A 14307-nucleotide genomic window follows, 5' to 3' on the forward strand; every position below is an offset into this window, starting at 1 on the left:
GGCAGTTCCTTTTGGACCAATTTGCGGTGCGCTGTCAACCGAACGCAACCGCGCCAACAGCCGTTCGACCAGATTCTGAGCCGGCTTGACTGCTGACTTCGCCAACGTCCCCAAGGACATGATAGAAATCGCAAGCTCCGCTTTTTCCACGACGTCGAGTCGTTCGCGCTCCGAGGGTGTCAGTAAGAAAAGCGTTTCCTTGGTATCGTCGAACCTATCCAAGAACTGACTGACCAACTGCTTCGCTACCGGATTTAACCTATCAATCCCCTCCCCATGCTTGGCAGTTACCTCCAGTGCATCTACCAGTTCTTCCTGCGTAACGGTCTTGTATTCAGGAGAGCAGTATCCCTGCACCTTTTCGCATGCATCCATCAGTGCAGTAGCAAAATTTTCTGCATTTTTCCGGTGAAGCTGATGGTTGTACGCTGTCGCACTCTGTGCGACTTGCATGCCTTTCTCCAGGTCCCCACCTACCGCTGCCGCTGCGACGACGCCTGTCAGTTGAGACAGCATCATGTGGACATTTTCGTTGCCATTCGCAATCGAGGTCAGCCCATTGACCATCGCCTCATTCAACCCCGCCGCCATCGCACCGGTTTTGAAATCGCTCCCTGTAGCCTCCGCCAGGAGCCCACCCATGATCGCGTGGGCAAATATCTTCGGCACGCTACCGTTGTCAAACTTGATAGTGTTGTCACCGACCCACTTGAACCCGGTCGCCATGGCAATCGAGCCAGCCTGGCCAACCAGGGCCGAACCAAGGTTGTCGCTGAAGCTGCCACCATTGATGGTCGTCGATACACCGCTCGAGATCACCGCATGAGTCCCGGCACGAATGAGCGTGTCTGAGGCATTCGACCATGTCAGGACATTCTTCGATGACGCGTTTGCAGGGCTGACCACCCCGTCCTTTACATTGATGGCTCCACTCTGGGCACCATCCGCCGCGCTGAACCATTTGGCATCGACATACTCAAGCGCCCCCGCTGTGACCATCGCCACCGTGGCACTTTTCAGGCTCTCCTTGCTCAGCGTGTCCTTGAGCACCGCCCCCAAGTCGCCTTTGTTGCTAACCGCACTGTTTACTGCGGTGGTTGCCAGGCTTGCAGCACCTGCAGCTGGAACCGCAGACAACCCTAGCCCCACGGGCCCCATCAATGCCGCCATCAGGATTGCAAGTGCCAACTGGGCTCCGGCACCGAGACCTGAATGGGAGTACTTGAAGGAAGTGTGAATCTCCTCGACCTGGCGCCAATCAACGCCGCCCTGGGCCTCGACGTCTTTCAACCAGGCCAGTTTCGGATCAGCCTTGACCATGGCGTCGATGGACTGAGCAACGCTCTGCTGGTTGATCTGTTTAACATCGACCTGGATTTTGCCAACCGCCTGAATGACCAGATCACCCTGCGCAACGATCTCGCTCTGGCGAAGCGTTTCGTCCGTGCGACCCTTGCCCTGGCCACTGGTCCACGCCAGGCTGTTCTTGCTCTTCTCGTGGCTCTCCTGGTGCAGGTCCTTCACACCCGCGAAGTTGATATCCCCACCACTTTCAAGCGTCAGGTCATCCCCGCTGGTGAGCTTGGCCACCTGATAGCGCTGGTCGCCGCCGCTTTCCAAGGTCAGGTCGCCCCCCGTGGTGATTTCGCTCCCCACGTTGCGCACGTCCGTGACTTCGTCACGCTGGGTTTTCTTCTTGCCCCAGCTGCCTTTTTTCTTCATGTCGTACAGCGAGTAATCACTGTCCTGGGCCGCCAGCAGCTCCAATTTGTCGCCCGCCACCAGGTATGCCTCGTCACCTGCAGTGATGCGGCTGGACACCAGGGCAAGGTCATTTCCTGCAGCCAGATCAATGTTGCCACCCGCTGTCAGTTGGGTTGCCAACTGACGGATGTGGTCCTCCTGGCGCGTGACTTTCTTGGTCTTGGAATAGAAGTGATCTTCGTTGGCTGCTGACGCAAGGGTCAGGTCATTCAGAGCATCGATGGCAAGGTTGCGCTTTACCTCGATATCACTGCCAATCGCAGCAAAGTCTCGGCCGGCGAAGAACGTCGCGTCCCGCCCAGCCTCCACACTGGAACCAAACTGGGTAATGGTCTCTCTCTGGTAGCTTCGACCTCGGTCGTCCTTGAAGCGCAGTTCAGCAGCCGTCAGTGCCAGGTCACGCCCGGCATCGACTTTCAGGTCGCGCCCGGCCTGCAGTTCACTGCCGATATTGAGCATGTCGCGGCCGGCCCCAATGGAGAGGTCGTTGGCGGCTTCGATACGCGCAGCGGTGTCGAGGTTGTGCCGAGTCTGGCTGCCTGTCTGCTGGACCGAAACCGTGCGCTCGTTGATCACATCACCCAACAACGCCGTCATGCTCACGTCACGACCGCTGATGATCCCGCCTGCACCGTTGACGATGCTGTCGCCCGCCAACAGTTCCAGTCGATTTCCTGCCTCAATCAGCCCACTGTTGATCAGGTTCTTCCCGGCACTGGCTGAGAGATTGTTGCTGGCGCGCAAGGTGCCGCCATTACTTAGGCCCGCACCCGCGATCAAGTTCAGATCGGCACCCTGAATCAACGCCCCGTTCGGCGCCAGGCGATTGTTCGCATGCGCCAGGTACAACACAGGCACCAGCACCTTCTCGCCACTCACCTCATGCTCTTCGAGCCAGACGATATCGTGAGTCAGCGCGGCGACCTGCTGCGCAGTCAGCGTCACCCCTACACGCAGGTCCAGTTGCTGTTTACTGGTCAACGCGTTGTCCATCAGGTGCTTGTAGATGGCCTCATCGCTGGTCTTGCCATCGATGAAGCGCTGGCCGGTGCGCGCGGCAACGGCTTGCTGGATCAGTTGCTGTTCGAAGTAACCATCACCCAGGCGCTTCCAGCTTTTATCCGGGTCATAGCCAAGGTTGCCCAGCAGGTAGTCCGAACTCATGAAGGTCTTGAGGTCGGTCAGTACCGGGTTGGTTTCGATCAGGTACTTGTGCGGCTGAGAACGACCGCTGTTGTCAGGCAAACCCTGGACCCTGGCGATGGTTTGCGGGCCTACCGGCGTACCGACATTCGTGACCACCTCAGGTTGGCGGATTGGCTCGATGCCTGTGGCGGGTGTAGACGTTGAGCCCGGCGAGACAATGGCGCCCGACACATCCCGCAAGACCAATGAAGTACCTGCCGACGGGTTAGGTTGGTTGATGACCAACGGCTCGCGTGACGTCGCACCTGTGCCCGGCAGCAGGACGCCGGCGCCATCCACGGTTACCAGGTCCGGACGGGAAGCCCCCGGCAGCTCAATAGTGCGGCCCGGCACGCCTGGTGAGGTTGCAGCCGCACCCACTTGGTCGACTTTCACCACACTCGCGCGGGTATCAATACCCAGCCCTTGGCGAACGGTGTCACCGAGCTCACGGCTACTGACTGCCACCTGAGCGATGTCACCGGCGCTGGCAGCGCGCCCGGCAATGGCTGGCAGCACCTTCTCACGCTGTGCGAGGTCAATCGTGCCAGTACCTAGCGACCATTGTTGCGCGCGCGCATCCACCTGGGTTGCACCATTGGCGGTACCGGCCTCTGCGCTCAGGCGGAACAGGCCGTTTTGCCCGGTGGGAATGGCAAAGCCAGGCAAGCTGAGCGGGTTGACCTGGCGCTGGGCGAGGTCTGGTGGCAACTGGGAGTTGATCGTCGAGACGTTGGGGTTGGCTTTGCCCGAAGTCGACGTATCCGCGCCAGACTGGGCCTGAGTCGAGTAGCTGGTATTGCTGCGCGTCACACCATTGCCCAGGTTGCGCGAGGCATTGATGCTGACGTTGCCGCCAGACTGGACGATTGCGCTGGCAGAAACGCCTGTACTCTTCGAATCCTCGCGAGTACCGCTCAATTGATAGCTCAGTATCTGTGCGGGGACGACATAACCCGAATCAGGCCGATAGTTTGGATTTTCCCTCCCCGTGTTCTGTCGTCCTTGATCGACCACGGTCTTATAGCTGCCTTCTCTCGAGTTCACCTGGCGCTGATAGACATATTGGGTCTTGGAGTTGTACTTGGCATATTCAGCAACCGCCCCACCCTCGCGAACCAGGCTGTCCCAGACATTCGAGCGCTCACTGTCGCTAGGGTTACGGAATGTTCGAACCCGGTTGACGCTTTCCGTCGATGCACCCTCGTTAAGGAAGTCACCGGTAGCGATGTCAATGCCGGTGGCCGCGCTGACCAGGCTGTGCTTGTTCTCAAACACATCGGACTGAACAGCAAGCGTGGTGCCAGCGCTGATCGAGGCGGCACCGGAGTCTGCTGTGACAGTGCGCTCGAACTCTTCGATCACCTCGTAGGTCAGGTCGTAATGACGGCCTTTGCAGTCGTGGCAGACATACGTAATGGAGCCAGACACCAGTTTTTCGCTAACGGAGAACGCATCCTTGCGATTGGTAATGTTCTGCGCGAACACCGCCATTGCCCCGCCGCTCTGCAAGGTTGCCGAGATATTCTCGACGCGATTGGCGCGATTGTTCCCCGCATCCCGGGCAACCACAAGGCCACCCAGGCTATAGACCGTGGCAAACCGGTTGGTGAAGTCACCCACCCGCAGGGCCATGTCGCCCCCGCTGGAGATCAGGCTCCTGTTGCTTTCACCGGCACCCTGGTTGAGCAGGGTCTGGGCATTGATCTCAAGCCCCCCGGCGCTGCCCAATGTGCCGTTGTTGGTCAGGCCCTGGGCATTGACCTTCAGGGTATTGCCGGCGGTGAGCCGCCCCAGGTTGTTCAATTGTCCGGACGTTGACACGGTGACGTCTCGGCCTCCGGCGATACGCCCGGTCGACAACAACTGAAGGCTGTTGGCAGTCAAGTCGAAGCTACCCAGGCTGGTAATCTGGCCTGAGCTGGTGTAGCCGCCTTGCACGTTCAGGGACAAGCTGCCATCACTGGCAATCACCCCCCTGTTCACCCAGTTCCCACCACTCCCGACAAAGCGGCTGGACGCCAGCAACTGCCCCGTTTCGGTCTGGGTGAACTCACCCACGTTCACATTCAGGCGCCCCGCCTGGATCACGCTGCTGTTGGTCCAACTGGCGGCGTTCAGGGTCAGGCCACCAAGCGTGACGATCTCGCCACCAGCCCCGGTAACGTTCGCCATGCCGATCTCGAACTCACCCGCCCCGCCGTGCAACAACTTGCCGCTGCTGTTGAGGAAGCTGGCAGCCTGCAGGCTCAGGTTGTCGTTGGCACTCTCGATCACACCGTTCTGGTTATCCAGCACCCCGCCAATGGCAAAGGCGGTCTTGCCCGCCTTGCCCAACGCGCGCAGTTGCCCACCCTGGTTGTCCAGGCGCACCGCAGCAACGTCCAGGCTGCTGTCGCTTTCGATGATCCCGCCGCGGTTGACCAACGCGCCGCGCAAGCCGAAGTCCAGGCGCTGGCCGGCAATCTGCCCACCACCACTGTTGTCGAGGTCGTTCGCCAGCACCGTGACCAGGCCCTTGGCAAAGAGCCCGCCACCCTGGTTGGCAAAGTTCGCCGTCTCGACACTGATGTTGCCGCTCTGCGCGGCAATCCGCCCGCCCACGTTGCTCGTCCCGCCCAACGCAATCAGCTTGAGCTGCTGCGCCTGGATCACCCCGCCCTGGTCATTGCGCACCAGGCCGTTGACCCGGGTTTCCAGCTCGCCCTTCAGGCTGGCCAGCACGCCGCCACGGTTGTCGACACTGCCGGCCTTGAGCAGCAGGTTGCCGGTCTGCGCAAGGATCTTGCCGCCCTGGTTGCCCAGGTCTTCACGCACATCCACACTCAGGCCGGTCTGCCCTTGCAAACCACCCGCCTGGTTACTCAGGCGCTGTGCGACCACCTTAACGTCGGCGCCCTGGCTGTGGATCAAGCCGTCGGTGTCATTCAACACGGCGCCGCTGGTGGTCAACGCCACGCTGGTGGCCGCCGCGACTGTGCCCTTGTTGCGGTTGTCCAGGCTGGCGCCATTGAGCTCAAGGCTCGCCTGGCTGATCAGCGTGCCGCCCTGGTTGTCGACTGCCGCGTTGCCCAGTACTCGCAGGGTGTTGCCACTGATGATTTTGCCCTGACGGTTGTTCAACTGCGCCAGGCGCTCAAGCGTCACTGGCCCGAGGCCAATGATCGTGCCGTCCGCGTTAAGCAGGTTGCCCGCCCAGATATCCAGCCCGGCACCGCTGTCGATCTGCCCACGCTGACGGTTGTCGAGGGTGCCTGCGACGGTTTTCAGCGACTGCCCGCCGGCACTGACAATGATGCCCGCCTGGTTATTCAGGGAGGCAGCCGTGACATCGAGTCGACCCTGGCTGGCCAGTGCGCCGCCGACGCTGTTGTCGAGTGCGCCACTCAGGCGGACATCGACACTGCCTGCCCGGCTGGACAGTGTGCCGCTGTTGCTGTTGGCAAGGCTGCCACCAGTAACGGTCAGGCCGTTCCAACCCGAAATGAGGCCACCCTGGTTGAGCAGCGTCGCCGCATCCAGTGTCAGCGCTTCATTGCTGATCAGCTTGCCCGCGCGGTTGTCCAGGGTGCGCCCGGCCAGGGTGAACTGCCGGGTGCTGGAGATCTCGCCCGTGCGGTTGTTCAGCTCGCGCAGGTTGTTGATCGTCAGCGGCCCCTTGGCGTGGAGCAGGCCACTCTGGTTGTCGAGGTCACCGCCGCCAACGGCAAGGTTCACCGTCAATGCAGCATCGCCGAGCACCCGCCCGCCCTGCTGTTTCAAGCTACCGACATTGAGGCTCAAGGCCTCCTTGGCCGAGACCTCGCCTGCGCTGCCATTGAGCAGCTCGTCAGCCTTGAGGGTCAGGCTGCGGGTGCTGTTGATCAGGCCTTTGGCACTGTTGTCGAGGGTCCCGGCGGTCAGGCCCAGGTGCGTACTGGCAAGCAACTCGCCACCCTGGTTGTTCACGCTGCCGGCACTGATGGTCAGGGCCTGTTGCGCGTTGATCAAGCCCGCTTCGCTGTTGTCCAGCAGGCCGTTGACCGTCAGCCCCAGGTCGCTACGGCTGGTCAGCACGCCCGCGTTGCCGTTGCTCAGGCTGCCGGCACTGACCGTCAACGCGGCGGCGGCAATCTTGCCCTTGAGGTTGCTCAGCGCCTGATTGACCGTCAGGGTCAGGCCCTGATTGCCCAGCAGCTTGCCGTTGTCGTTGTTCAGCTGTTGCGCGGCGAGGGCAAAGGCCTGGGCGCTGGAAATTTCACCGCCCTGGTTGGCGACGCCATTGAGGTTCTTCAGCAGCAGTTGACCGGGGGTGTTGATCAAGCCGCCCTGGTTATTCAACTGACCGTTGTTCAGGTCCAGGTCAAGGCCAGCGGCGCTGTACAACTCGCCACCCTGCTGCTCCAGCGCACTGACGCTGGCCACAAGCACTCCGCTGCTGGCGATGCGTCCACCGCTGCTGTTGTTCAGCATCGCGCTGGTCAGGTCCAGGCGACTGCCGCTACCAATACGACCCTTTTGCTGGTTTTCGAGCAGGCCGGTGGTGATGACCAACGGCCCCTGGGCGCTGAGCATGCCGCCCTGGCTGTTGTCGAAGCTGGTGCTGGTGAGGGATGCATCGGCCTCACTCAACAAGGTGCCGCGCTGGTTGAGCACTGCACCCGTACTGTTCACCACCAGGCTAGCGGTGCTGGACAACCGCCCAGCGGTATTGTCCAAGCGAGCACTGTTGACGGTCAGCGTGCCGTCACTGGTGATGCGGCCACTGTTGTTGATCACCTCACCATTCAGGTCGACCCGCACCCGAGCATCACTGCGCAGCATCCCGCCGCTATTGTCCAGGCGGCTGGACGGCCCCTGGGCGTTGAGGGTCAGGCCGCTGATGCCTTGCAACAGGCCGTTGTTCTGGTTGAGGGTGTTTTGCAGGGTCAAGGCCAGGCCGCCAGCGGCCAGTACCTGACCGTTGTCACGGTTGTCCAGGCGTGTGCCGGTCAGGCTGACATCAGCATCGCCAGCGATTTCGCCGCCACGGTTGTCGAGGTCGTCGACGGTCAGTTTCAGCGCTTTTGTAGCCTTGAGCAGACCCGCCTGGCGGTTGTCTGCATGATCGGCGCCAAGGCGCAGTTCACCCTCGGCAATGACCTGGCCGTTCTGGTTGTCCAGCTTGCCGAATTGGGCGTCGACGTCCTGTTTCGACGAGAGCTTGCCTGCGCTGTTCACGACGCTGCCTGCACGCAGCAGCAAGGTGCCGTCGCTGAGTACGGTGCCGCCCAGGTTTGCCAGTTCGCCCTTGATGCGCAGCTCGGCGGTTTCGCGGCTGCTGATCAAGCCATCACGGTTGTTCAGGTTGTCCGCGTGCAGGTGCAGCGAACGTGCGGCGATCAAGCCCTTGATCGCGTTCAGTTGCTCGCTGACACGCACCGTCAGTTGCTGGGTGCTCAGCAGCTTGCCAGCAGAGGTGTCGAGGCTGCGCGCAGCCAGCTCGAAGGATTGCGTGCTGGAAATCTCCCCACCCTGGTTGGCCACGCTGTCGAGCTGCTTGAGCAGCAACGCGCCCGGGGCGTGGATCAAGCCACCCTGGTTGTCCAGGTGGCCGCTGTTGAGGTCCAGGGTCAAGTCGCCCAGGCTGAACAGTTCGCCGCCCTGCTGCTCCAGCCCCTTGAGGTTGGCATCCAGCACCTTGCCGGAAATGCTGCCTTTGGCCTGGTTGGTGACTTGCCCGGCGTACAACGTGAGCAGGTCGTGGCTCTTGATGCGACCGCCCTGGCTGTTGTTGAGGGCACCCGTCGTCACCAGGGCGTCGCCCTGGCTGCTGATCAGGCCTGCGTCGCGGTTGTCGAGGCTGGCGCTGGTCACGATCAGGCCGCCGTCGGTTTCGATCAGGCCAGCGCGGCTGCTCAGTGCGCCGCTGTTGGTCAATTGCAATGCCCCGAGACTGGAAACCTTGCCGCCATCGTTGTCCAGGCTGACGCTGGTGATGGTCAGCGTCCCTTCGCTGTCGAGCCTGCCCGCACGGTTGTCGAGCAGGCCATCGAGCAATGGCAGGCTGCGGCTGACCAGGTCGACGTGCAGCGACAACGTGCCGCCCACGGTACCGCCGTCGTTGTCCAGGCGGGCACCGGTCAAGCGGGTGTTCTGGCCGAACAGCAGACCCTTGCTGCGGTTGATCACATGCTCGACGGTCAACGTCAGGGCCGTGCCGGCAATCAGCTTGCCGCCGCTGTTGTTAAAACGTTTGCCGTGGGCGGCTACCGCCATCAGGCTGGACAGCTCACCGCCCAGGTTGTCGAGTGTGCCGACGTTGAGGGTCAGGTCCTTGCTGCTGGCAATTACGCCACCGACGCCGACACTGACCTCATCCGCCGTCAACGCCAGGGTACCTTCAGACACCAGCGCTCCGCTCTGCTGGCGCAGGATGCCAACGGTTGCCAGCAGATCACTGCGGCTGGCAATGCGGCCCTTGGCGTTGTCGACTTCGCGGGCGTCGAGCAGCACCGCGCCGTCGGCGGTCAGCAGCCCGCCGGTGTTGATCAGGTGCTGGCCGTGATAGTCCAGTGCGGCCTTGCTGCGTACCACGCCCTTGCTGTTGTCGAGGTTATCGACGAACAGCTGCAGGTACTGGTCGGCATGGACCAGGCCCGCAGCGTTGTCGAGCTTGCCTGCCCGCAGGGTCAGCAGGTCGCGCCCGGAGACCAGGCCAGCCTGGTTGCTCAGGTGACCGGCCGACAGCTCCAGCAGGCGCTTGGCGAGTACTTTGCCCTTGGCGCTGTTGTCCAGCACGCCGGTAACGCTTGCCTTCAGGCGGCCATCGCTGACCAGGCTGCCATCACGGTTGTCCAGGCTATCGGCAGTGATGTCCAGTTGCTCGCCCGCGCCGAGCATGCCAGCGCGGTTGTCCAGTTTGCCGGTGCTGTGTACCCGGGTAGAGACATCGCCGGTCACTGCGCCGTTGCGGTTGTCCAGGCTAGCCGCTGCCACCACGGTGTTGCCCGCACTCGACACTTCGCCCTGCTGGTTGAGCAGTGCGCCGGCGATCTCCACGCCGAGGTCGACATCGCTACCCAGCGTACCGCCGCTGTTGTCCAGGCTGGCGGCAACCACCTTGAGGCCCGCCGCGCCAATCACGCCCTTGAGGTTGAGCAATGCCTCAGCGACCGTGACCGTCAGGGCCCGCGCACTGATCAGCTGGCCGTCGTTGTTGTTCAGGTGCAGGGCATTCAAGTCGAAGGCCAGATCGCTGGAGATTTCGCCCTTGCGGTTATCGACAACGGCCAGGCGCTTGAACAGCAACGGACCCTGGGCATGGATCAAGCCGCCTTGGTTATCCAGGTGGCCGTTGCGCAGATCCAGGGTCAGTTCGCGCTCGCTGGTCAACTTGCCACCGGCGTGCTGATCCAGGCGCCCGGTGTCTACCCGCAGGGTCTTGCTGCTGGCGATGCGGCCGTTCTCGGCGTTGTCGATCTCATTGGCGATGAGCGTCAGCGAGTCGCTGCTGAGCAGTTTCCCCTCTGTTCGGTTGTTCAATACCCCCATGGTGATCTGCAAGGGCCCCTTCGCCTCGATTCGACCCTTGAGGCTGTTGTCCAGCCGATCACCCAGCAACAGCAGGCTGTGCTGGCCAGTGATCGCCCCGCCCTGGTTGTCCAGCGCAGTGACCTTCAGTGTTGCTGCGCCGTCAGCGGCAACGGTACCGCCACGGTTGTCCAGGTGGCGAGCGTTGAGCTCGACATCAGCCTTGCCGAGAATTCGGCCACCGGCTTGGTTGCCGAGGCTGTCGGTGTAAAGCAGCAAGGCGCCGCTAGCGCCCAGCAGGCCGCTCTGATTGAGCAGTTGGCCGGCGATACGCGCCGTCAGGCTGGCGTCACCGAGCAGTTCACCCTGGCGGTTGTCCAGGCTGGCCGCGTGCAGCTCCAGATGCTGGCCCGCGCGCAGTTTGCCGGTTTGGTTGTCGGTGCCGGCATGGCTGGTCAGGGTCAGCGTGCGTTCGGCGTGAACACGGCCTTGCTGGTTGTCCAGGGTATCGAGCGTCAAGCGGACATCCCGCCCCAGCACCTCACCACCCTGGTTGTTCAACTCGCCTGTCAGCAGCAGGTCCAGCCCGTTGACTGCGCTGAGCATGCCGGCGCGGTTGTCCAGTGCGGTGGCGCGCAGGTCCAGGGTCGCTGCGCTGAGCGTACCTTTGGCATTGTTCAGTGCCTGGGCGATACGCAGGGTCAGCCCCTGTTCGCTGATCAGCTTGCCACTGCTGTTGTCCAGGCGCTCGGCGACCAGCTCAAAGGCCTGGCTGCTGGAAAGCTCGCCCGCCGTGTTGCTGACCAGGCCCAACTGCTTGAGCAACAGAAGGCCAGGGGCGTTGATCACCCCGCCCTGGTTGTCCAGATGCCCGCGCTTGAGGTCCAGGCTCAGGTCAGCGCCACTGAACAGTCGACCACCACGTGCCTGCTCCAGGCCCGTCATGCTGGCATCCAACACTTTACCGGCACTGATCCGGCCGGCATCGGTGTTGCTCACCTGGCCGGCGGTCAGTGTCAGCACCGTGAAGGCTTCAAGGCGCCCATTAGCGTTGTTCAACGTGCCCGTGGTGATATTCGCTGTATTGGAGCTGCTGACTTCGCCTTGGCTGTTCTTCAGCTCGGCGCTGGTCACTTTCAGGCGTTGCCCCGCAACGAGCGTGCCGCTGCGGTTGTCGATGTCAGCGCTGCTGTCAATTACCAGGGTGGCGTCGCCCTGGACTCGACCCGAACGGTTATCCAGGTCGCCCGAGGCGAGGCTGGTGTACTTGCCGAGAAGTTTGCCATTGCGGTTGTCCAGCGCCTGCTGCAGCACCACACCCAGCGTTTCGCGAGCCGTGAGCGTGCCGGAGAGGTTGTTCAGGCTCAGCGCCTGCAGGTCGATGCCATTGGCCGAAATCAGGCCTTTGCTGTTGTCCAGCACCTGGGTGATGCGCAGGGTCAGGCCCTGTTCGCTGAGCAGCTTGCCGCCCTGGTTGTCCAGTTGGTCAGCCTGCAAGGTGTAAGCGCTGGCGCTGGAAATCTCACCTGTGCGGTTGCTGACCTGCGCCAGGTTGCGCAACAGCAAGGCACCCGGCGCATTGAGCCAACCGCCATCGTTGTTCCAGCGGCCATGGCCAAGGTCCAGGGTCAGCGCCTGGCCACTGCTGATACGCCCGCCAGCGCTGTTGTCGAGGCTGCCGACCGTCAGGCTGGCGTCGGAGTTGGCGAGCAACTGGCCGGCCTGGTTGTTGAGTGTACCGCTGACCTTTGCCGTCAACCCGGCACGGGCATGCACCTTCGCCTGGGCGGTATTGAACAGCGCCGCAGCGTGCAGTTGCAGGGTATTGGCGGCGATCAGGCCGGCGCTGTTGTTGAGCTGCCCGGCAATCAGCACGTTCAGATCACTGCTGCTGAGCAGTTTGCCGGCGGTGTTGTCCAACTGCTGTGCTTGCAGGGTGAAGGCCTGCTCGGAAGAAATCTCGCCACGCTGGTTGCTGACCGCACCCAGTCGCTGCAACGACAGCTGCCCCGGCGTGGTGATCAAGCCCGCGTCATCGTTGTTGAGCAGGCCATGCTGGAGGTCCAGGCTCAGCGCCTTGCTCGCGTGCAACTGGCCGCCACCGCGTTGGTCCAGCCCAGTAATGCGCGCTGTCAGGGTGCCGCTGCTGGCGATGCGGCCGGCGTTGCGGTTGTCGACCTGGGTAGCGTCCAGGCTCAACTGCGTGCCGGCGCTCAAGCGGCCACCCTGGTTGTCGATTACACCCTGTGCGGTGATCGTCAACCCCTGCGTGGCGCTGGCCAGGCCGGCGACGTTGTCCAGGCTGTGCAGGCGCAGGGTGCCGTCGAGCAGGCTCGACAGTTCACCATTGCGGTTGACCAGGTGCCCGGCATCGACAGTCAGCGAACGGCCAGCGCTGATCAGGCCGCCTTGGTTGTTGAGCTCCTGGCTGACGACGATGTGCTGCGCCTGGTTGGCCAGGAGACGACCGTTGTTGCTGTTGTCCAGGGTTGCTGCCGTCAGCTGGCTGTTGCGCGCCGCGCTCAGCGTTCCGCCCTGGTTGGCGACGGCGGTGTTACTGGTGATCGTCAGGTCACGGCTGGCGACGAGAGTCTTGCCAGTGTTGTCGAGGTTCTGCGCGGTGACGGTAATGTCGCCCTGGGTATTGCGAGTGCCCGCTTTCTCGACACCGGCTTCGATTACCCCACGGTTGCTCAATGTACCGCCGGCATTCAGGGTGATGCTGTCGCGGGCGGCGATGTTGTTCTGGTTGGTCAGGTTGCCGGCGGTGCTCACCTGCACGCTGGTTTCAGCGTACAGCGGGCCTTGCGCGTCGAGGCTTGCGGCCTTGACGTTGACCGCCCCGGTCGCGCTGGTCTGCGCCAGGCTGACATGGCCATTGGCATCAAGCTGGATATCGCCACCGCTGGCGATCAGGTCACCCGCCAGGCGCACGCCGACGCCCGCTTCAGTGCCGACCAGCTTGATCGCCCCGGCGTACATGCCGCCCAGGGCGCTGGAGTCGATCGCCAGTGCCGGCGCATCATTGGCAGCACCTGCACGCGGCGTGGCCGCCAGGGTCTGGGCGTCGACGTCGTTGCGCCCGGTGATCACGTTCAGCTCCTGCGCATGCAACTGCGCATTGAGCTTGGCCGAGCGGGTAATGATGTCGAAGCGGCCGACGTTGCCGGCGTTGAGCCCGGCGCCTTCCAGGCTGACGCTGCCGCCATCGACCTGATAACCCCCGACTGCACCCTGCGCGTTGATCACCGGTTTGCCGGTGGTCAGCGTCACTTGCGGGGTGTTGATGAAGCCGCAGCCGTTGCAGCTGATGCCGTACGGGTTGGCGACGATGACTTTGGCCGACTGCCCCGCCACTTCGGTGTAGCCGCGCAATTGGCTTGGGTTGCCGCCGTTGACCTCGTTGAGGATGGTGGTGGCAGCCGTGCCTTGCAGGTTCGGGTTGCCAAGGATGATCCCGCCCAGTTGCGTGTCCTGGGTTCGGCCGGTGGCGTTGTTGAGGATGACCCCGTTGCTGCCGACGTTGTAGTCGACGAACTGGTTGTGCGACAGCCCGCTGCCATTGGGCGCGGCGATTTTGACGATGGGTACGCCGTTGCCTGCCTGGTTCAGCGCCGTGCCAGGCGCGCTGACTACAATGCCTTCAGCCGCCTGCGCCCACATTGGTTGCCAGAACATGACGTTGGCCAGCAGCAGTGCCAGTCCGCGCTTGGGCAAACCGCAGAATGACTCGCGCGGCTGAATTGCGGCCGCGCGCTGGCGGGCCAGAAAAGCAAAGTAACGAACGTCCATGTCGAGTCTCGGCAGTCAGCGGGCTTGCGACAGGAATGCAGGCAAAACCCCACAGGACGTTCGAACAGCGTGCAC

1 protein-coding gene is annotated in these 14307 nt (G+C 62.7%); it reads right to left on the minus strand.

Annotation, left to right across the window (positions count from 1 at the left end):
- On the minus strand, window positions 1–14232 hold a 14232-nt coding region (locus tag M5G11_RS15625), incomplete at its 3' end, for a two-partner secretion domain-containing protein (protein WP_273913250.1).
- Window positions 14233–14307: the final 75 nt, after the last annotated feature.

It is taken from the genome of Pseudomonas fontis, from assembly GCF_028656955.1.
GTDB classification, from domain to species: Bacteria; Pseudomonadota; Gammaproteobacteria; order Pseudomonadales; family Pseudomonadaceae; genus Aquipseudomonas; species Aquipseudomonas fontis.